Raw genomic sequence first — 18,819 nt, 5'->3', positions numbered from 1 at the left:
ATGCCGCCGGCCTCATGCTGCGCCACCAGAGCGACCAGACCCGCGCCTCGGCACGGGACCTGGCCACTGACGACACAGATCTGGAACTCTGCCGGGCAGGATGACACACCAAACCCCGCGACCCAGCTCAACACCTCACAGGCAGCTCCGGGTTCCGCCCGCAGCGGCTTCCGTCCGAACCCTGCGGGCCTGCCCCACCTCCGATGCCTCCTGGCGACCAGTCCCTCACGAGAAAGCGGTCTCACCATGTCGCGTCCCGCCGTGACCGACGGGGTGCGCGGGACACCGTGGTGTCGGCGACAGGGGCGGGCAGGATGTTCACCGCCGCGTTGGCCGTGCTGGACATGTTCCCCAGAGGCCGGGTCCTGGTGCTGGTTCCCACGCTGGACCTGCAGACCGCGCAGGAATACCAGGCACCGGGCCCGTCCCTGTGGCCTCCACCGGTAGTTGGCCACAGCAGCACACGGAATCGCAGGTCACAGCCCGCAAGCTCAACCGTAGATGGCCACTCTGCTCAGCGAAAGTCGCCAGTCGCGAGGCTGCCCCATGGAGACTCAGCCCCGGACCTGCTCGCAGAGACATTCGACGGGCAGGCCACTTCTGCTTGTGTGAGGGTGATAGCGGTACCTACGCCCATGCGTGAGGGAAGTGCCCACATTGACCGAGCCTGCGCCCTTGTCCTACGAGGTGCTCGTCGCGGACGGCGTCCCCAGGAGGACCGATCTGCGGATGCCGAACGGCGACCAGATCATCTCCTCTCCCGTCTCGTCCACCCTGATCTACGGGGAACGGGATGCCGTCCTGGTGGACCCGCCGCTGACGCACGGGCAGATCGCCCAGGTCGCCGAGGGCGTGGAGCGCTCCGGCAAGCGACTCGCGTACGTGTACATCACCCACGGCCACCCCGACCACTGGTTCGGGACGGCGACGCTGCTGGAGCGGTTCGGTGATGACGGCACCGTTGTGTACGCCACCGAGGGCACCATCGGGCAGATGCGCGAGCAGCTGAAGGGCAAGGAGGAGGGGTTCGCAAAGACTTTCCCCCAGGTCCCCGAGAACACCCCGATCCTCGCCATCCCTGTACCGGCCGAAGGGTTCCGCCTGGAGGGCCGAGTCCTGCGCGCGGTCGAGACCGGCCACACCGACACCGACGACTCCAGCGTCCTGCACGTACCGTCGATCGACCTCGTCGTCGCCGGAGACGTCGTCTACAACGGCGTGCACCAGATGATGCTCGAAGGAGGCAACGGCGGCCTCCAGGCGTGGCTCGACGGCATCGACCGTATCGCCGCGCTCAACCCGCGCCATGTCGTCGCCGGCCACAAGAACAAAGACCTCCCCGACGACCCGAAAATCCTGGACGAGACCCGCCAGTACCTGCGCGACGCGATCCGCCTGCTGGCCGGCAGGCCGACCCCGCTGGAGTTCTTCGACGAGATGACGAAGCTCCACGGCGATCGCCTCAACCCCGGCCCCCTCTGGTACAGCGGCCTGGGCCTACTCACCTAAGAACAGGAGCACTTTCGCCCAGTTGGCACAATTATTCGGGTAACTAAACCCAAATCTTTCTCATCAGGGAAGCAAATAGGAGAAACCCTGCTCCCATCGCAGGAAGGGTGCAATCGCCCGCGCGTGCGTGAGCCGCGAATAGACCCGCCCTCGGTAAATGGGCGGCCGTTTTCTGAGTGCGGTGGTCCTCAGGTCGGCAGGCAGGCGTCCATGGCCGAAGAAGCAGGTCGAGCGGTCATTCGACGGCTCTGCGGGGGCTCTTTTCCGCAGAGCCTGGATGTAGGGCATGATCGCGAACATGAGCAAACCGGGACTGAACCTGCTCTCACGGCTGCGGGAAGAGCACATGCGCGCGCCATTCCCACCACACATGCGCCGTCGAGAGATCGAGGGTGAAGACATGGTGTTGCTGGACGCAGAGATCGCTGGCTGTGCCTCCTCGTCGCTGCCGGGGTCCCTCGATGAGAGTGTGAACGAGATCCTGCTTGGGTGCCTCGCGGCCGTTGAAAAGGTCCTGCCGTTGATCGATGATGAGGGCGGCGCGATCGAGTACTACGAGCGCTTGCGGGAGATGGCTGCATTGGTTGCCGAAATCGGGAACGCCAACGCCCGGTAGCATGAAGTGGTGTGGTGCTCAGGCGGTGAAAGCGCATCGGTTCTGGCCAGCTGGATAGAGACGCTGATGTTCCGCGGGCGAGAACTCGGCCTTGCGGAAAGCGATCGACTCGGTGATCCGGTCCTGGATCTGACACATAACCGCCCCTCCGATGCCAGTACCTGCCCAGCAGGAGTGCTTGGACGACAAGGTCCCCGGCCAACCACCCACCAGGCGAGGACCGGACAGCAAATCGCGCGAACCGCCCCGCGCAGCGGGACTTCCAGTGACGGCAGGCTGCGGAAGCAGCTCGGCACGCTCGGCACGCTCGGTTGAGAAGTGGGCAGCGGTCGGCCGATCCGGCTGACCTTTGCGGCCTGATGGTGGGATCTGCTGCCAGCGGCCCCGGTTTCCCTGCTCGCCCGGACCCGCACGGGTACCTCGCCCGGTCCGTCGACGACGAGCGGAAGAAGCGGAAGAAGGTGCGAGCCGACCAGGCTGTCAGCAAGACGCGAGAGTGGGCCGGGCACGGTTCGTCTCCATGCGTGCGGGACAGGATGAAGCGATCATCACGTGCCGGTGGGAGGCGATGTGCGCAGGCTATGGGTGGGTAACTGCAACAGCGAGTACATGGTGGACCGTCTGGAGGATCTGGATCCCAGGGAGGCGCTGGGTACTCCGGTCGTCGCGTCGCGCATGGTGTGGCTGCTGCGCGAGGGGGACGCGCTGGTGCTGCCGCAGCCGGTGGACGCGGCGTACGTTGCCCACGTGGGAGCCATGATGGACTTCAGCCCCGCACGCGTGAACCTGCTGGACCCGCAGGACCGCGGTGTGCGGGTGCTGAGTCAACAGGTGCTGTGGCAGCCGGAGATGCTGGCTCGTTTGAAGAAGCTCGTGGCCGTCCCCGGCGAGTGGGAGATCCGGGCCTATCTGCCGGACCGCGGGGTCTCCGCGTTGGCGCTGGAGATCGGCCTGCCCGAGGCCGCGGTGTCCGCTTTCGATACACAGGGCGGGGCAGAACTGTTCAACAGCAAGGCTGTCTTCCGAGCCCTGGCCGCCGGTATCGGTGTTCCCGTTCCGGACGGGGCAGTGTGCGCCACCAGCGGTGATCTGGAGCGGGCACTGGAGCGACTGACCGTGCCGACCGGGGCGGTCATCGTCAAAGCCGACCGCAGCGGCGGCGGAGCCGGCAACCTGCTGTGCTACAAGGATGCGGGCATGACGGCGGCCGGCGCCGCCGGCACCCACCCACTGAACACCGACAAGGACCGGCGGGCGATCATCGCTCATACCGGACTGGCCCAGAGCCACGCTCCCCACGGGCAAGTCGTCGCCGAGACCTACCATCCCGACTGCCGCTCCCTGTGCCTGGAAGTGCACTGCCCCGGCCCCCACTCCGGCCCTCCTCGGCTGCTGAACGTAGGCGAGATGCTGATGGAACCGATCTGGAACGGCTTCATCATGCCCGCCCAGTCCATCCCCTCCCGGGTACTTGAAGAGGTGGTCGGCCACACCCTGCGGCTGGCCGACGCGATGAGCGCATTCGGCTACCGCGGACCGGTCAACATCGATGCCATCATCAACTCCGCCGGACACGTATGGTTCAACGAAGTCAACGCCCGGCTCGGCGGCTGCACCCACCTCCACCACCTCGCCACCCAACTCCTGGGCCCCCACTGGCAGAACAGCCACGTCCTGGTCTCGCACAACGACCTGCCCACCCCCAGCATCCGCGCACTCCTGAACGCCATGGACCGCGACCAGCTGAGCTTCAACCCGACAACCGGGTCCGGGGTGGTGATCACCGGCGACGACACCCTGAACCAACGAACCGTCGAGTACGCCGCACTGGCCCCGGATCTGGAAAGCGCCCAGGCCTTGGAGAGACGGCTGAGGAACCTGAGCGTATAGGGAGTTGTGCAGCCGGGTGCCGCGGCCCCTCAAGCCGGCTCTGCGGTGGCCGTCTGGACGGGGTGTGGGCGGCTGCGCAGGTAGGCCGCCAGGTAGCGGATCGGATCCGTGCGGTACCTGAAGCCCCGGGTGCGGCCTCTGCACTCGGAGCTGCCGCACAGGCAGTCCTCGACCGCGATGCTCTCGTACTCGGTCGTCTCGTAGTCCCAAGTGATCTCCTGCCCGGCAGGAATCGGTACGAGGGCGACGAAGTCGTAGCCGCCGAGCGTGTTGTCGACGACGCCCGTATTGGGCATACAGGAGTGGTTTACGCTGCGGGCCGTCTCGTCGAGCTCGACGTGCAGGTCCCAGTCCTTCTGGAAGGAGTGCCGGGTACGGTGAGGTGCGGCGCGCTCAACCCGGCCCCGCACCACCAACTCACCGACCGCGAACGGCCGATCGGCGTAGACGCCCAACCCCTTGCCGACGGCCTCCCGTACGACAACCCCGCCGGACAGTGCATCCAGTGCCCCGTCCTGCATCGCCCGCCCGAGTCCATGGGACGCCGCCTCCTGCACCGGTAACGCGGCGGAGCCAGCCACGGTGATGTCCTCGTTCATCCGAAGCCTCTCCCGAAAGAATCTTGGGCCGTAAGAAGAGGGACGCTAGCGGCCCCGGAATGGAGGCGGCTAGGAACACTTCTCAGCCATCACATCCGGTCGACACTGCTCCCCCGCGGCCGGGGCCGGCCAGGACAGCGGCTCTGCGACCTCCCTGCAACCGTGCGGCGGCCGGCCAGGGATCGGGATCTCCGATCAGATCTCGTTGTTCCACATGCGGAACATGGTGCAGCGGCCGTTCTTGTCGAACGTCACCGTCCACAGGTTGGCGAAGGTACCCAGTTCCTTATAGCGGCCAGTGCCTTCGACTGCGGCCGTGTCGCCGTTGAGGGTGAGGAGGGACCAGTCGAAGTCCCAGCCGCCTTCCTGCCAGGGTGCGCGGCTCTGCCAGCCTTCGACGATGGCGTCGCGGCCGATCCAGTCGGTCTCGTAGGGCCATTCGTGGTACTCGGCCTGCGGGGTGAACAGTGCGGCGATGTCTTTCTTGCTGTTGCCGGCCCAGGCCCGCAGGTATCCCTCGACCCAGGTGCGTACCTGGTCTTCGGTCACCATGACAGTTGCCTTTCTGTACGGGGAGTGCCGCTCAGCCTTGGGCGGTGGGGCGGATGACGAGTTCGTTGACGTCGACGTCGGCGGGCTGGGTGATCGCGTAGTGGATCGCTTCGCCGATCGCGGCGGCGGGGATCGCGAGAGCCATCTGGCCCGTGACCGCTTCCTTGGTGTCCTGGTCGGCGATGGTGTCGACCAGCTCGCTGCGGGTCAGGCCGGGGCTGATCACGGTGACCCGCAGGTGGCGGCTCTCCTGGCGCAGGCCCTCCGACAGGGCGCGGACGGCGTGCTTGGTGGCGCTGTAGACGGCGGCGGTCGGGTCGACCCGCAGGCCGGACACGGAGGCGATGTTCACGATGTGCCCGGCACCCTGGGCGGTCATGACCGGAAGGACTGCGGCGATGCCGTGCAGGACGCCGCGCAGGTTGACGTCGATCATGCGGTCCCACTCGTCGGTCCGCAGTGCGTCCAGGCGGGACAGGGGCATCACTCCGGCGTTGTTGACCAGGACGTCGATGCGGCCGTACCGGTCGAGGGCGGCCTGGACGAAGGAGCGCATGCTGAGCGGGTCGGTCACGTCCAGCGGGTACGGCAGCGCGCTGCCGCCACCGCCTTCGATCTCCTTGGCGAGTACCGTGAGACGCTCCACGCGGCGGGCGCCGAGGACCACGTGATGGCCGGCTGCGGCCAGACGCCGGGCGGTGGCCTCGCCGATGCCGCTGCTGGCCCCGGTGACCAGGACGGTCTTCGGGGCGGCCGTGGTGGACGGGTGCGTCATGCTCGTTTCCTTCGTCAGGGCGACGGCCTCGATGGCGGGCCGTACGGTTCCGTCAGCATGTGCCCGATCGTGCGCAGGCGGCAGGAGGGCTCTTCCTGGGTGCCGTACTCCTAGGAAGTGGCGGCGTAGGCTTTTGGGTATGAGCGGCAATGAACTGGGCGAATTCCTGCTGGCGCGCCGTTCCCGGGTCAGTCCGCAGGAGGCGGGGCTTCCCCGCTCCACGGGCCGCCGTGTGAGCGGGTTGCGGCGTGAGGAGGTCGCCGTCCTTGCCGGCGTCAGCGCCGACTACTACGCCCGCCTGGAACAGGGCCGCGAACGGCACCCCTCCGGCCAGGTCATCGACTCCCTCGCCCGAGCCCTGAACCTGGACTCCGACGCGTGCTGGCACGCCTACCGTCTGGCCGGCCTGGTCCCATGCAATGACGCCCCCGGCCCCGACGCGGAGCGCGTGGCACCCCAACTGCAACGTCTGATGGACGCCTTTCCGGCGGCGGTCGCGTATGTGGTCAACCGCCGCCTCGACGTTCTCGCGTCGAACGCGCCGGCCACCGCGCTGATGTCGCCGCTGGCGGACCCACGCCACATGGTCCGCTCCCTCTTCCGCGACCCTGCCGCACGCACCCTGTTCGTGGAGTGGGACACAGTGGCGCGTGACACCGTCGCCGCGCTGCGGCTCGCCTACGGCCACGAGCGCCACGACCCCCACCTCGCGGCCCTGATCGACGAACTCCGCACCGGGAGCGCGGAGTTCACGGCACTGTGGGAGTGTCAGGACGTCGCTCGGCTGGGAGGCCGCTTCAAGACCTTCCACCACCCCGTTGCAGGCCGAATGACGCTCACGTACCAGACCTTCGAGGTGCAGGACGCTCCCGGGCAGAGCCTCCTCGTCGGCACCGCCGAGCCCGGCAGCGAGGACGCCGACCGCCTGGCGTTGCTCTGTGCAGTGCGGCCCCTGGAGGATCAGCAGGCGCTCAGCGCTCCTTAGTAACGGAAGCCATCGCCGTATGACCTGACCCGCATCGCGATCCAGGCATGGGGCGAGGCACTGCGCAGTCCGGAACTCGAAGGACGCACCCGGACCTTCTACCTGGCCGTGCGCAGCAGCCTCAGCGAGCTGGCCCGCCGCTGGCGGGACGAGGGCACCCTGGCGTCCACGGCGGACCTGGAGCAGGTCGCGACCGTCCTCATGACACTCATGCCCGGGCTCCTGATCGGCCGCCACCTGGTGACGCCGGTCGATGCGGACCAGCGGTCGGCGGCCTCTCCTCCCTCGCCCTGGCACTCGGCGGCGCTGCGCGCCCGTGATCATGGTGGCGGCCGCGCCCATGCCGGCCGCGGAGAACGTCTGCCAGGTCGTCCCGCTCGTTGGCGGCGGCACGCATCCGACGGGCCGTTTCGGCAGAGCCACCCATGTCGAGTTCGGCCATGATCCCGAAGACGAGCGCCTGGCGCAGTTGCGCGGTGTCGGAGATGTGGGTGTGGGCGTCAATGAGGCCGGGCAACAGGGTGCGTCCGGTGCCGTCCAGGACCGTTGGCCCGGCTGGGATCTCCAGGTGGTCCCGACGGCTGCGGTCACCGGGCCGTCGATGAGGACGTCCTGTGCGGGTAGCAGCCGGCTTCCGTCGAAGACCGGCGGTCTGTCGGATGAGGCTGGTTGATCCAGTACGAGTGGTCATGCCCGTGTCTCCTTGAACGGGCTGTTGTTCGGGCGGACCTACTGGGGGCAGGTACTGGCCGAGGCGTTCGATGACCGCGGCCGGATCACTCCGGATCACTGGGGACGCCGGTAGCGGCCAGGTATCCGTCGGAGCGCACGAGGAGCGTGGCTGGCAGGTCCGGGCAGTACCGCACGGCCATCGACCCGTGCCTGCCCGCCGTGATGCCACGCCCTGGTGTGCCGGGCAGAGCGAGAGTCCAGCGGAGGCCGTGCGGCGGGACGACCAGCGGCGAGACGCGCGTGCCACAGCGCGGAACGCCGACGTCGGGTTCGCTGATATAGGCGATATCGAGCTGGGCGAGAGTGGCAACCAGCCAGTCGGTGATGCCCGGTCTGGCGGCCGCGGCGGCCAGCAGCGCATTTGCGGCGCCGCCCGGCCGAAGGGTCGGTCAGGTCCGTGATCCGGGCGAACTGGCTGGTGAAGGCCACCAGTTGGGCCGCGACCGGCTGTCGCTCACGGTGATAGGTGTCCAGCAGCGTCTCGGGGGCGGCGCCGGTCAGGACGGCGTGGAGCTTCCAGGCCAAGTTCCCGGCGTCCTACATCCCGGTGTTCATACCCTGAGCCCCGGCCGGACTGTGCGTATGGGCGGCATCGCCGGCCAGGAAGACCGGTCCGGCACGGAATTGCTCGGCCATCCGCTCCTGGGCACGGTAGGTGGAAGCCGCCGCCACCACTGCGTCAGTACACGAGCAACACCCCGTGCCTGCCCCGCGCATGGCGACGGGCCGGGAATCGACGTGTGAGCGTGGCTGACGAGCCCGTGTCCGTCGGCGGTGACGGAACGCTTGGGGCGGGACCGGGGTGTGCGTACTCAGAGAGCACCTTCCCCGCTGGTACGACGGACACCTGGGCGCGCCTCGTCGCCCCAGTTCAGAAGGCCCTTTCGCTTCTTGGTCACGACCCGGACGTGGCTGTGGGCGAAAGGCCCGGGTTAGCGGCCGCGGCTTCGTTCCGTGGTGTGGCTGGTTGGGCCGGCGGACCATTGGAGGAGGAAGCGCAGTGATTCCTGGGAGGGGGAGTCCGGTGGGGGCGTGTAAGCGACCAGCTGCTGGTCGGGCTGTGTGTCGACGGAGAACTGCTGGACGTCGAGGGTCACGGTGCCAATGACCGGGTGGCGGTAGGTCTTGGTGAGCTGCCTGGGCCCTCGCACCTGGTGGCTTGCCCACCAGGTACGGAAGTCCGCGTCCCGGACGGTGAGTTCACCGACCAGGGCAATCAGATCCCGGTCGTCGGGACTGCGCCCGGCCTCCATCCGCAGGACCGCCACGCACTCGCGGGCGGCGCGTGGCCAGTCCGCGTACAGGGACCGGTAGGCGTCGTCGAGGAAGGTCAGCCGGATCAGGTTGCGCTCGGGTGCGGGCAGTGCGGCGAAGTCGGTCAGCAGGGCTGTCGCGCCGCGGTTCCAGGCCAGGACGTCCATGCGGCGATTGAGGACCATGGCGGGGATGTCGTGCATGCCGTCGAGCAGTTGCCGTAGTTGCGGGTCGACCCTCTGCCCGGCGGCCTGTCGGGCGGGGGTGGGCTGCGTGACGTCGGCCACGGTGAACAGGTACGCGCGTTCGTCGGGGGCGAGTTGCAGTGCGTCGGCGAGGGCGTCCAGGACCGGGCGGGAGACCCGGCGGGTCCGGCCCTGTTCCAGCCGTACGACGTAGTCGATGCTCACGTGCGCGAGCTGGGCCAGTTCCTCCCGGGGCAGGCCCGCTACCCGGCGCAGGCGGCCGTCGTCGGGCAGGCCGACGCGGTGCGGGTCCAGGGCGGCGCGGCGGGCGCGCAGGAAGTCGCCCAGTTCGTTGCCGCCTGACGGATTGCCGCGGTTTTCCATGGTTCCCAGTGTCCGCCAGGCTGCAGCCGCGTGCCTGGTACTGGTCTGCACAGGCAGGGCCCTCCCTGGCACCGCGTACCGGGCTTCGCGACGGTGGTGAACGTGGCCGGCACACCCGGTGCGGTCACCGGATCCCGCCCCTGGGGCGAGCCCGCCCTCTGTGTGACCGGAGTGCAGCACCATGAAGACGGACGTCACCTTTCCCAGCGCCGGCCTGAAGCTCGCCGGCCACCTCTACACCCCCGACAGTGGATCCGGCGGTCCCCGCCCCGCTGTCGTAGTGGGCCATCCCGGCAGCGACGTCAAGGAACAGACCGCCGGCCTGTACGCGCGGCGCCTGGCTGAGCAGGGCTTCGTCACCCTCGCGTTCGATGCCGCCTACCAGGGCGAGAGCGAGGGCGCCCCGCGCGGCCTGGAGGACCCGGCCCACCGGGTGGAAGACATCAAGGCCGCGGTCTCCTTCCTCACCACCTGCGACGATGTCGACCCTGACCGCATCGGGGCGCTGGGCATCTGTGCCTCCGGCGGGTATGTGCTTTCCGCCACCGCTACCGACCACCGCATCAGGGCCGTCGCTGCCGTCAGCGCCGTCGACATCGCCCGCCAGTTCCACCTGGGCGCCGACGGTGCGCAGGACCCCACCGTCATCCAGGGCATGCTCGACGCGGCCGCAGCCGCGCGCACCGCCGAAGCCCGCGGCGACGGCGTGCAGACCTTCCAGCTCTTCCCCGACACCGCCGAGCAGGCTCGCGCCCTGGGCGGCCGGCACGGCTTCGAGGGCTTCGAGTACTACTGCACCGACCGCGCCCAGCACCCGCGCTCGGCGAAGTTCCTCACCTGGTCCAGCGTCGACCGCCTGGTCAGCTTCGATGCCTTCCGCTTCGTCGACCTGATCGCACCCCGACCGCTGCTGATGATCGTCGGAAGCCAGGCGGTGACCTCATGGATGGCCGTGGAGGCATTCCAGAACTCCCGCAGCCCCAAGGAACTGCACTGGATCGACGGAGCCAGCCACGTCGACCTCTACGACAAAGAGCAGTACGTCGGCCCAGCGGTCTCGAAGCTCTCCGGCTTCTTCGGGGCACACCTGCCCAAGGCCAAGTAGACCGGTGGCCATGAGTGCCGCAGCGCGGCCACCCCGATCACGTCCCGGACACAGCTGCCGGCAAAACGCGCCGGCCAGCATAACCGGCTCGGGCATGGTCGGCGGGGGGCGTCGGGACCTTGATCGTTGATCAGTGTCTGTGTGGTGGAGAACCAGGCACGTGCAGCGACCATCCGAAGCCATCTGAAGCCAGCGGATCACGGGCCTGACGCCCGAGGTGATTGCTGAACTCCTCGCCGAGATCGGCCCGTTGCGGTGAGCGACATCAGGCCACGCTCGCCTCACGGCCCCGTTGCCGAGCGGTGAATGCCGGAGCGAAGCACCAACTGGCCTTCATCGACCGCCTGTTGACGACCCTTGCCCACCCCCTCCACGGCGCGACCCACGACGTACCGGCCTGTTGGTTTGGTGCAGACCGCTCCACCATCACGCGCGCAATCGGTGAAGTACGCCCCCTGCTGGCCCAGCAGCCCGGCTGCACCGTCACCCCCGATGTCCGGCTGCGATCGCTCGCCGAGGTCATCGAACGCCTCGGAGCGAACGGTCCGAACCGGGATCGTCGATGGCACCGAGATCCGGCTCCGGAGGCCCGACCCCGGGTGCATGGACCGGGAGGAGTTCATCTCCGGCAAGAACAAGCCGAACGCCGCCAAATCCATGCGCGAGCTCGTCAGTCAAGGTCACGCCCGCCCACTCCACATCAAAGGATCATGTTCGGGCAGCGAAAACCTCCCAATCCACCCAGTCGGTCCGATATCTCACCGACATCCCACCGATATCTCATCGCGATGCTCGCAGATCCAGGGATTTACTTGAAGTCTCACATTGTTTAGTGTCACAAGAGAGGCCACCGCCTCACACTTCGCAGCCCCGGGAGAGCCCATGCCTGTACGCCGCCTCAACCACGCGGTGCTCTACGTACGCGATGTCGCACGATCCGTCGAGTTCTACACAGACGTCTTCGGCTTCAAGGTCGACGTCGACATCCCCGGCCGCGCGGCATTCCTCAGCGCCGAGGGCACGCTCAACGACCACGACCTCGGCCTCTTCTCCGTCGGGCCGGAGGCCCCCAGCCCCGAGCAAGGCAGCGTCGGCCTCTACCACCTGGCCTGGGAAGTAGGCACTCTCGGCGAGCTGGCCGATATCGCCGTCAAGATCGACAAGCGCGGCGCCCTGGTCGGATCAACGAACCACCTGGTGTCGAAATCCCTCTACGCCAAGGACCCCGACGGCAACGAATTCGAGATCATGTGGCGCGTGCCTCGCGAGGACTGGCCGTCCGCGACCGAAGAGGCCAGCGCCGGCGCACTCGACCTCGAAGAATCACTCAAGCGCTGGGGTCCCGACCTCAAAACGGGCGCAGCGGCCGGATCCGCAACCTGAACGACGATCCGGAGTCGAGTACAGCAGGGATCCGAGCCACCCCGCGTGGGCGCAGGCACCGACTGCCCTGCGCCGGCAGCAGAACGTCCTCGCCAACATGCCTCCGGTTCCGACCGGCCCGCCACGGCGAGCCGATTCTCGGGAAGTGACCTCGCCATACACCCAGGCACGCCTCTGCCCCATCCACCGATAGCACCCGGTCATGCCTGCTGGCCACTCTGGCCACCGCAGCAATTCAGATGACGACAGCACCGAGTGGTCAGCGAAGAAGGCCGTCGCCACAAAACTCGGCAGCGAGCCGACCGGGACGCTGCAGGATCGGGCACCAAGGAGTATGCGGGCATCCGCCGGCGGCCGATGGAGGAGATGCCCGTGCGGGCCGGGCGTCGCCCCGGACCCACGGGGGGGGGCTGCCGGGGCGAGTCAGGTCCGCAGCCAGGTAGGTGATCACCCGGTGGATGCCTCGGTGAGCGGCGTGTGTGGCGTAGAGGTTGCTGCGGGACAGGAAGTCGCTGGGGATTCCTGGATACCGTACGGCGCTCACCCGGTTCCCGTTACGGCGCAGCCGCTCCGCGTACGCCTCACCTTCGTCGCGCAGAACATCCGCCTCGGCCGTGATCACCAAGGCAGGCAGTCCCGTGAGCTGCCGGTCGCTGGCCCACAACGGGGCCGCATACGGGTCGTGTCGTATGGCTTCGGGAGGCGCGTAGGCGTCCCAGAACCCCTGCATGGTGCGGCGGCCTCCAGAACCCACACGCCCCGGTCCGCCGTTCGGTGACGCCGCCGTCGGCCGCGCTCGCTCACCCCAACCCACCTTGTCCTTCAGGTAGTTGCGGTTGTCCTGAGCAACGTACCGGCCTTGCATGCCCTGGAGTCACAACCTGAACCGCGTCGAAGCGGGCACCGGCAAAGGGACAAGATCGTGAGACACGTTGCCGTGGCCCCTGAATGGCCCCTGAATGAGACACGCTGGGACACGCAGGCTGCCGTCGCGGAACTGTCACCCCGGAGTCACCCGAGGCCTCGTACGGAGGGCCGGACAGCCCATCGCAGGCGCCGCTGGTGGGTGGGTAGCCGCCAACAGCCCACAGCTCCAGGCGAGTTAGTGTGTCAGAACCCGAGAAAGGAGTGATTGCTTCATGGACATCGAGCAAGCGCGCACCCGTATTGCCGCGATCCGGGCGGCCGATGGCACCGTGTGCGACACCGGTGAGCTGGACCAGCTGTGGGCGGCGCTGGAGACCGTACGCCCGGAGGAAATCCTCGGGACCTGGGAGGGCATCGGGATCGTCACCGGTCACCGAGTGGAGAGCCTGCTGGCCCAGGCCAGGTGGTACGGCAAGACCTTCCACTCCGTCTCCCGTGTCGAACCCCTGATCTGCCGTGACGAGCACGGCGCACTCTTCTCCAATGCCGAGCTGGCCAAGGGCGAGGCAAGCCTGTGGATGGTGGAGTTCCGCGGGGAGGTGACCGCCACGATGGTCTATGACGGACAGCCCGTGCTCGACCACTTCAAGCGGGTCGACACCAACACCCTCCTGGGCGTGATGAACGGCAAGAACGTCCTCGATGAGGGGCGCCACTTCTACTTCACTCTCAAACGCACTTAAAAGCACAGCAGTTGCACACGGGTGCTGCCCTGCCCCCAACCAACGTCCGTCCAACCGTCCCGGCCGCGGCACCATGGCGGCTGACAGCACAAGGAATACACGCGTGCGCATACAAGCAGCGCTGGTGGAGTCCCCCAGCGGCCCCTTCACCATCCATCATCTGAACCTCGACGAGCCGCGGCCGGACGAGATCCTGGTGCGGACCACCGCCGTTGGCATCTGCCACACCGACCTCAGCACACGACGGATCTGGCCCCGAGAACGTCTGCCCATGGTCTTCGGCCACGAGGGCGCCGGCGTCGTCGAGGCCGTGGGGGACGCGGTGACCACCGTCGTCCCCGGCGACACCGTGTGCCTCAGCCTGCGAAGCTGCAACGCCTGCCAACAGTGCGTGACGGGAAGCCCGGCGTACTGCGAGAGCGCCGGCATCCTCAACTTCAGCGGCTCCCGCCCCGACGGCAGCACTCCCCTCTCCCGCCTGGACGGTACGCCGGTCTACGGCAACTTCTTCGGCCAGTCCGCGTTCGCGACTCACTGCCTCACCTACGAGAGCAACACCATCAAGATCCCCGCAGACCTACCCCCAGCTGTGGCCGCGCCCTTGGGATGCAGCGTCCAGACAGGCGTCGGTACGGTCCGCAGCGTCCTGCGTCCGTCACCGGGCGAGACCCTGGTCGTCTTCGGCGCCGGTGGCGTCGGGTTGAGCGCCGTCATGGCAGCCGTCGCCGACGGCGTCACCGTCATCGCCATCGACCCCGTTACCGCTCGACGCGCCATGGCTCAGGAGCTCGGCGCCGCAGCAGTCATCGACCCCACCACCGAGGACGACGTGGCAGCGGCCATCCGCGACCTCACGCGCGGAGGGCCGCACCACGCCATCGACACGACCGGCCGGCCCGCCGTGGTCTCCCAGGCCATCAGCGCCTTGCGTAAACGAGGCACACTCGCCCTGGTCGGTCTCGGCACGGCCGAGTTCGACACCATGCCCGCGATAACCAAAGGGCTCACCATCCGCGGGGTGACCGAGGGCGATGCCGTACCCACCGAAGCCATCCCACAGTTGATCACCCTTCACCGGCAAGGCGAACTCCCCCTGGACAAACTCATCACCGAGTTCCCCTTCAACGACATCGAAGCCGCCGCCAAGGCCGCCTCAGCAGGCCACGTCATCAAGCCCGTCCTCACCTTCCCAGAAGGAGAATGAGCTCGGGGAGGCCCAAGTCAGCACGCTCCTCTTGCCGTGCCTGGATGGTCGGCCTCCCGGCAAGGAGGCAGGCAGCGCGAAGTGCGGGACCAAGAAGCGAAACGCACCGGCGACTATCCATTCAGGCCAGTCGGCGTTGGCATGCCGAACGCACGCACGCGTGGCAGAACGCCTCCCACCGTCCTGCCCGGTGCTGCTCCGCTCACTTCGGCAGATCGGTGGCGAGGAAGGGAGCAAGGAGCGCGAACAACGCGTCGGGGCGGTCGAGGGGGATGATGTGGCCGCAGTCCTGGAGGTGGTGTCCGACCAGGTCATCGGCGATGGGACGGAGTTGGCGTTCGAGCCCGGTGCCGACAGGGTGGGAGCCGACGGCCATGGTGGGCATGGTCAGCCGAGCCGTCGCGACGGCGTCCTGGATCTGCTGCGCACTGGTGGGCAGGGCCCGGTAGTAGGAGAACGCGCAGCGCAGGGCCTCGTTCCCGGTGTACGCGTGGACGAAGGCCGCACGGATGTCGTCGGGTACTCCTCGCCCGAGCGTCCCCGAGTCGAGGAACCAGTCGATGTACGGGGCCTCGTTGCCGGCCAGGACGGTCTCGGCGAGGCCGGGGACGGCGTGGAAGCCGAACCACCACGGGGCGCCGCCCGCGATGGCGTGTTCTGCTCCGGGCAGGCGGCCGAGCAGTGCCTCCATCACGACCAGCCGCCGGACGAGGCCGGGCCGGCGCAGAGCGAGCAGGACGGCGGGGGCGGTGCCCGCGTCGATGCCGACTACTGCTGCCGAGGGTTCGCCGAGTGCGTCGAGCAGCCCTTCGGCGTCGGCGGCGAGGGTGCCTGCGTCGTAGCCATGGACGGCACGTGAACTGGCACCGAAGCCTCGCAGGTCCGGGGCGATGACCCGGTATTGCCCGGCGAGCCGGCCCATGATGCCGCTCCAGAGTTGCCAGGTGTGCGGGAAACCGTGCAGCAGGAGAACCGCAGGCCCGTCCCCGGCGATTGCGACATTGAGTTGGACGCCGTTCGTCGCGATGCGGCGGAGTTGGTGTGCGGTGGTGACGGGCATGGCGGCTCCCCCGGCTGGTTACCATTGGTGACCACAGAACGATAGGTAACTGTCCGGCCGCTTCCTAGACGGCACTTTCAGGGAAGGTGGTGAGCCACAGGTGACCACCCGAGGAGCCCGGGCCGCCGGTCGCGGGGTGCGCGGCGATCTGTTCGATCCTCAGTGCCCGACGCGGCAGTTGCTGGACCGCATAGGTACGAAGTGGACGTCCATGGCCGTCAAGACGCTCGCCGATGCCGCACCGGACGAGGTGCGCTTCGCGGAACTGAAACGCCGGATGCCGGGCGTCTCGCAGAAGATGCTGTCCGTGACGCTGCGCAGCCTGACCCGCGACGGGCTGGTGTCGCGCCGGGTCGAACCGACCGTGCCGCCGCGGGTCTTCTACCGACTCACCGGACTCGGGCTGTCCCTTGAAGCCGCGCTTGCGGGGCTGCGGACCTGGGCGGAGGAGCACATGGCCGAGATCGACCGCGCCAACGAAGCCGCCGACCAGAAGGCCGATGAGGGCTAGGGAGCCCGGTTCCGCGCTCAGTACTGGTGGCTCGGGTATTCGATGCGGCCGACATCGCCGCCCTGGTACCACGTAGAAGATGGAGGAGATGTCACCGGCGCAAGGGGGAATACCCCGGGTCAGGTTGTGGGGCAGCCGTGTCGGCCGCTCGATGCGGTGACGAAGGAATCCAGCAGCCGGTTCAGCGCGGCCGGGTCGCTCGTGCCGTGCGCGCCCGAAGTGCCGTCCGGGGCGCGGTCATTGGTACGTACGAGCTTGAAGTACGCGGTCCCGATGGCACCTTTGCACGGCACCGACCGCTTGTAGGAGTCCGTCGCGGTGCCGGGGTATCGGCCGTCGAGGTACATCTCCTGCTCGGCTGACGGCCCGTAGTACGCGGTCATGTGGAAGAGCCCCAACTCGCCCCGCTCCAGCGAGCACTGCTCGGTGAGCGCGCGCCCGGCGGGCTTCTCAGTGACTGCTGTGACGGTCAGCCAGGCGGCCTCGCGGACGTTGACGACGCCGGCGCAGGTGCCTGCCGCCTGGGCGACGGGCCGCTGGGTCCAGTCCGTGCGGTCGACACTCGCGGGGCGTTCGCCCAGCTTGCCCTCGCAAGAGAAGTGGCCCGCCGCGCTGCGTGCCGTCTCGGTGGCGAGGCGGGCCACTTGGAGGAGCTGTCCGGCCGAGAGCTTCTCGGCGAACTTGGTCGTCTCGGCCGTGACATACAGGCCCTTGCCCGCCAGAGGCGCGCAGTCGACCAGTACGGCTGCCTGCGGCTGGGGCCGGACGGCGAAAGATCCGTTCCAGCCCTGCCCGATCGGTGTCGCGGACGCCTCGTCACCGGCACCGTTGGCCCGGTAGGCAGCCCGGGGCCGGATCTGGAGGCGGAGAAGCGGCCCGGCGGGGTCGCTCTTGGCCCACACCGAGCACCACTGGGACTCGTGACCGACCCAGTCACCAGTGTGGCCGCGCGCCTTCAGTTCTCCTCCGCCGAAGAACGCCCGTGCCTCCTCCACCGCGAGCGTCCCTTGGCAGCGGTCGGCGAGGTCGTCCCCACCCTCGTCCCTCAGCCACACGCCCCAGACCAGTGCGGCGGCTCCGAGCGCGAGCACCACCGCACCGACCAGCACCTTCGGGCGCCACTTTGCCATCCGTCCCCCACGATCGTTCTTCTGTCCGCTCACCATTGTGGCTGACCGGTGTCCGCGCCTGCTCGGGCCCCGGCCCGGCCCCGCGGCCCTCGCCCGCACCGCCCACGATCTCTACTCGGGGCTCGGCCTCCAGCGCGCCCGCGTCACCGCCCTGTCCGTGCGAGCCGAAGGCCACACCGGCATCCCCTACCTCACGCTCCACGGCTGGCTCCGACGCGGCTGGGCCACCGGCCGCCAGCTCGACGAACCACTACGGCTCCGGGTCATCCGAGTCGACCCGACGGAAGTCAAACGGCTCCGGCTCCTGCACCAGCAGTCCCACGGCCGACGCTCACGGCAAGCCTGGCTCGACCACCAGCAGGCGACCATACTCACCAACAGGAAAGGAACCTCCGTCGATGACGTCGAAACGCAGTTATGACAGCACTGAGGCATGCTCATCTCAAGTTCGTTCCTGCGCCTGTCGATCGGCTCATTGAAGCGGCTCGATCGAGTGGCGGGGAGCGGCACGTAGCAGACGGGGCCCTCGGGCAGGTGGGCGAGAGATCTCACGTCTCAACTCGGTTGCCTGGGGGCCTCGTTGGTCATCTGTCCTGCCGCACTCGATCTGCCGCATGTGCTGGTGGAGTGGGTGACGATGTTGATCGTTACCCATGAGGGTGGCGCCAGTACCAACTCCCGCCTTCCGGACGGGCGTTGGGGCCCTGGTCCGCCTGCGCGAACACACCACGCTCGCAAAGATCGCAGCAGGGTCCAGATCAGCGAGGCCACCGCTCGCGCCCACGTAGGCAGTGTCACCAACCTGCTCGCGGCGCGGGCCCTGTCCCCGACCCGGTCGCTGCGCCGGGCCCGTTTCGACTATGTCCTGGTGGACGGCACGATCGCGGGTGCGACCGGGTCGGTGGCCAGGAAACGCACTACTCGGGCAAGGCCAGGCGGCACGGTGTGAACATCCAGGCCGTTACCGTTACCGGCCGAGGAACTGATCTGGTACTCGCCCGCCCTGCCCGGCCGCGCCGTGGCCATCACTGCGGCCCCCACTCACCGCATCATCACCACCTGTGGGCGTCGCGGCTCCCCGTCCTCGCTTACAAGGCGTACGCGGGAGCCGGCGACGCCTTCCAGATTCCCTTCAAACGGCACCTCGGACGAGCCCTCACGCGAGATCAGGCAAACGTCAACCCGGCCACGTGCCCGACTCCGGCTCCCCGTCGAGCGGGCCTTCGCCCGCCTCAAGTGCTGGCGCATCTTCCGCGAAGCCAGGATCAGCCCGAACCGAATGACGTCGATCGTGAAGGCTGTGCTTTCACACTCAAGCGTCCCCGCTGAAGATCC

General features: G+C 68.3%; 19 protein-coding genes and 2 pseudogenes. 13 read left to right on the top strand and 8 right to left on the bottom strand.

The genetic code is table 11. The features are described from left to right. The first annotated feature begins 675 nt into the window (after positions 1–675). The 3 genes from OHA17_RS38655 (at position 676) to OHA17_RS38645 (ending at position 4,015) form a co-directional block, all read left to right on the top strand. Complete coding sequence (locus OHA17_RS38655) at positions 676–1,509, top strand: MBL fold metallo-hydrolase (RefSeq protein WP_406510430.1); 834 nt, start codon at positions 676–678, stop codon at positions 1,507–1,509. Between the two features lie 286 nt (positions 1,510–1,795). Then, positions 1,796–2,125, top strand: coding sequence for a hypothetical protein (locus OHA17_RS38650; RefSeq protein WP_406510429.1), 330 nt, complete (start codon positions 1,796–1,798; stop codon positions 2,123–2,125). Between the two features lie 609 nt (positions 2,126–2,734). Beyond that, on the top strand, positions 2,735–4,015 hold the full coding sequence (locus OHA17_RS38645) for a peptide ligase PGM1-related protein (RefSeq protein ID WP_406510428.1): 1,281 nt from the start codon (positions 2,735–2,737) through the stop codon (positions 4,013–4,015). 29 nt (positions 4,016–4,044) lie between these two features. Here OHA17_RS38645 and OHA17_RS38640 read toward each other — a convergent pair whose 3' ends face one another. The 3 genes from OHA17_RS38640 to OHA17_RS38630 form a co-directional block, all read right to left on the bottom strand. Then, on the bottom strand, positions 4,045–4,614 hold the full coding sequence (locus OHA17_RS38640) for an SET domain-containing protein-lysine N-methyltransferase (RefSeq protein ID WP_406510427.1): 570 nt from the start codon (positions 4,612–4,614) through the stop codon (positions 4,045–4,047). A gap of 195 nt (positions 4,615–4,809) precedes the next feature. Continuing rightward, positions 4,810–5,166 carry a nuclear transport factor 2 family protein gene (locus OHA17_RS38635; RefSeq protein WP_406510426.1) on the bottom strand — a complete coding sequence of 119 codons (357 nt, stop codon included), beginning with the start codon at positions 5,164–5,166 and terminating at the stop codon, positions 4,810–4,812. A 31-nt stretch (positions 5,167–5,197) separates the two neighbouring features. Continuing rightward, the gene (locus OHA17_RS38630; RefSeq protein WP_406510425.1) at positions 5,198–5,941 is read right to left on the bottom strand and encodes an SDR family oxidoreductase; all 744 of its coding nucleotides are present in this window, start codon (positions 5,939–5,941) and stop codon (positions 5,198–5,200) included. A gap of 139 nt (positions 5,942–6,080) precedes the next feature. Here OHA17_RS38630 and OHA17_RS38625 point away from each other — a divergent pair, with 139 nt between their 5' ends. Both OHA17_RS38625 and OHA17_RS38620 read left to right on the top strand, forming a co-directional pair. After that, positions 6,081–6,926, top strand: coding sequence for a helix-turn-helix domain-containing protein (locus tag OHA17_RS38625; RefSeq protein WP_406510424.1), 846 nt, complete (start codon positions 6,081–6,083; stop codon positions 6,924–6,926). A gap of 24 nt (positions 6,927–6,950) precedes the next feature. Beyond that, positions 6,951–7,370 carry a TetR family transcriptional regulator C-terminal domain-containing protein gene (locus OHA17_RS38620; RefSeq protein WP_406510931.1) on the top strand — a complete coding sequence of 140 codons (420 nt, stop codon included), beginning with the start codon at positions 6,951–6,953 and terminating at the stop codon, positions 7,368–7,370. 342 nt (positions 7,371–7,712) lie between these two features. On the opposite strand, the pseudogene OHA17_RS38615 reads toward OHA17_RS38620, so the two are convergent. Beyond that, positions 7,713–8,294 (bottom strand): annotated as a pseudogene (locus OHA17_RS38615) (FAD-dependent monooxygenase). A 296-nt stretch (positions 8,295–8,590) separates the two neighbouring features. Next, on the bottom strand, positions 8,591–9,481 hold the full coding sequence (locus OHA17_RS38610; protein ID WP_406510423.1) for a helix-turn-helix transcriptional regulator: 891 nt from the start codon (positions 9,479–9,481) through the stop codon (positions 8,591–8,593). 181 nt (positions 9,482–9,662) lie between these two features. On the opposite strand from OHA17_RS38610, the gene OHA17_RS38605 reads away from it, so the two are divergent. The 3 genes from OHA17_RS38605 (at position 9,663) to OHA17_RS38595 (ending at position 11,969) form a co-directional block, all read left to right on the top strand. After that, the gene (locus tag OHA17_RS38605; RefSeq protein ID WP_406510422.1) at positions 9,663–10,586 is read left to right on the top strand and encodes an alpha/beta hydrolase; all 924 of its coding nucleotides are present in this window, start codon (positions 9,663–9,665) and stop codon (positions 10,584–10,586) included. 302 nt (positions 10,587–10,888) lie between these two features. Further along, complete coding sequence (locus tag OHA17_RS38600) at positions 10,889–11,419, top strand: transposase family protein (RefSeq protein WP_406510421.1); 531 nt, start codon at positions 10,889–10,891, stop codon at positions 11,417–11,419. 49 nt (positions 11,420–11,468) lie between these two features. Continuing rightward, the gene (locus OHA17_RS38595) at positions 11,469–11,969 is read left to right on the top strand and encodes a VOC family protein (protein WP_406510420.1); all 501 of its coding nucleotides are present in this window, start codon (positions 11,469–11,471) and stop codon (positions 11,967–11,969) included. A gap of 259 nt (positions 11,970–12,228) precedes the next feature. On the opposite strand, the gene OHA17_RS38590 is transcribed toward OHA17_RS38595, so the two are convergent. Beyond that, a complete protein-coding gene (locus OHA17_RS38590; protein WP_406510930.1) occupies positions 12,229–12,699 on the bottom strand; it encodes an alpha/beta hydrolase fold domain-containing protein in 471 nt (156 codons plus the stop codon). Between the two features lie 409 nt (positions 12,700–13,108). On the opposite strand from OHA17_RS38590, the gene OHA17_RS38585 reads away from it, so the two are divergent. Then, positions 13,109–13,579: a DUF4334 domain-containing protein gene (locus OHA17_RS38585; protein WP_406510419.1), complete on the top strand. Its 471-nt coding sequence runs from the start codon at positions 13,109–13,111 to the stop codon at positions 13,577–13,579. 73 nt (positions 13,580–13,652) lie between these two features. Continuing rightward, positions 13,653–14,783 (top strand): NAD(P)-dependent alcohol dehydrogenase, encoded by a 1,131-nt coding sequence (locus tag OHA17_RS38580; RefSeq protein WP_406510418.1) that lies wholly within the window; start codon positions 13,653–13,655, stop codon positions 14,781–14,783. Between the two features lie 202 nt (positions 14,784–14,985). Here the strand turns inward: OHA17_RS38580 and OHA17_RS38575 are convergent, their stop codons facing one another. Then, positions 14,986–15,843 (bottom strand): alpha/beta fold hydrolase, encoded by an 858-nt coding sequence (locus OHA17_RS38575; RefSeq protein WP_406510417.1) that lies wholly within the window; start codon positions 15,841–15,843, stop codon positions 14,986–14,988. Between the two features lie 100 nt (positions 15,844–15,943). On the opposite strand from OHA17_RS38575, the gene OHA17_RS38570 reads away from it, so the two are divergent. Next, on the top strand, positions 15,944–16,354 hold the full coding sequence (locus tag OHA17_RS38570) for a winged helix-turn-helix transcriptional regulator (protein ID WP_406510416.1): 411 nt from the start codon (positions 15,944–15,946) through the stop codon (positions 16,352–16,354). 119 nt (positions 16,355–16,473) lie between these two features. Here the strand turns inward: OHA17_RS38570 and OHA17_RS38565 are convergent, their stop codons facing one another. Then, entirely contained in the window at positions 16,474–17,484 is a 1,011-nt protein-coding gene (locus OHA17_RS38565; protein WP_406510415.1) for a hypothetical protein, read from the bottom strand. A gap of 37 nt (positions 17,485–17,521) precedes the next feature. On the opposite strand from OHA17_RS38565, the gene OHA17_RS38560 reads away from it, so the two are divergent. Both OHA17_RS38560 and OHA17_RS38555 read left to right on the top strand, forming a co-directional pair. After that, a complete protein-coding gene (locus OHA17_RS38560; RefSeq protein ID WP_406510414.1) occupies positions 17,522–17,905 on the top strand; it encodes a hypothetical protein in 384 nt (127 codons plus the stop codon). 159 nt (positions 17,906–18,064) lie between these two features. After that, positions 18,065–18,793, top strand: a pseudogene (locus OHA17_RS38555) (transposase family protein); the annotation flags it as partial. Positions 18,794–18,819 lie beyond the last annotated feature (26 nt).

Source organism: Streptomyces sp. NBC_00212 (assembly GCF_045206365.1).
Taxonomy (GTDB): domain Bacteria; phylum Actinomycetota; class Actinomycetes; order Streptomycetales; family Streptomycetaceae; genus Streptomyces.
Note: the sequence above shows the minus strand (reverse complement) of the source record. Positions and strands in the feature narration are given on the sequence as shown.

Coding starts and splice junctions, on each gene's coding strand:
- OHA17_RS38625 (WP_406510424.1), top strand. CDS start 6,081: ATGAGCGGCAATGAACTGGGCGAATTCCTGCTGGCGCGCCGTTCCCGG.
- OHA17_RS38595 (WP_406510420.1), top strand. CDS start 11,469: ATGCCTGTACGCCGCCTCAACCACGCGGTGCTCTACGTACGCGATGTC.
- OHA17_RS38645 (WP_406510428.1), top strand. CDS start 2,735: ATGGTGGACCGTCTGGAGGATCTGGATCCCAGGGAGGCGCTGGGTACT.
- OHA17_RS38585 (WP_406510419.1), top strand. CDS start 13,109: ATGGACATCGAGCAAGCGCGCACCCGTATTGCCGCGATCCGGGCGGCC.
- OHA17_RS38635 (WP_406510426.1), bottom strand. CDS start 5,166: ATGGTGACCGAAGACCAGGTACGCACCTGGGTCGAGGGATACCTGCGG.
- OHA17_RS38575 (WP_406510417.1), bottom strand. CDS start 15,843: ATGCCCGTCACCACCGCACACCAACTCCGCCGCATCGCGACGAACGGC.
- OHA17_RS38630 (WP_406510425.1), bottom strand. CDS start 5,941: ATGACGCACCCGTCCACCACGGCCGCCCCGAAGACCGTCCTGGTCACC.
- OHA17_RS38610 (WP_406510423.1), bottom strand. CDS start 9,481: ATGGAAAACCGCGGCAATCCGTCAGGCGGCAACGAACTGGGCGACTTC.
- OHA17_RS38565 (WP_406510415.1), bottom strand. CDS start 17,484: ATGGCAAAGTGGCGCCCGAAGGTGCTGGTCGGTGCGGTGGTGCTCGCG.
- OHA17_RS38650 (WP_406510429.1), top strand. CDS start 1,796: ATGATCGCGAACATGAGCAAACCGGGACTGAACCTGCTCTCACGGCTG.
- OHA17_RS38605 (WP_406510422.1), top strand. CDS start 9,663: ATGAAGACGGACGTCACCTTTCCCAGCGCCGGCCTGAAGCTCGCCGGC.
- OHA17_RS38580 (WP_406510418.1), top strand. CDS start 13,653: ATGGCGGCTGACAGCACAAGGAATACACGCGTGCGCATACAAGCAGCG.
- OHA17_RS38640 (WP_406510427.1), bottom strand. CDS start 4,614: ATGAACGAGGACATCACCGTGGCTGGCTCCGCCGCGTTACCGGTGCAG.
- OHA17_RS38590 (WP_406510930.1), bottom strand. CDS start 12,699: ATGCAGGGGTTCTGGGACGCCTACGCGCCTCCCGAAGCCATACGACAC.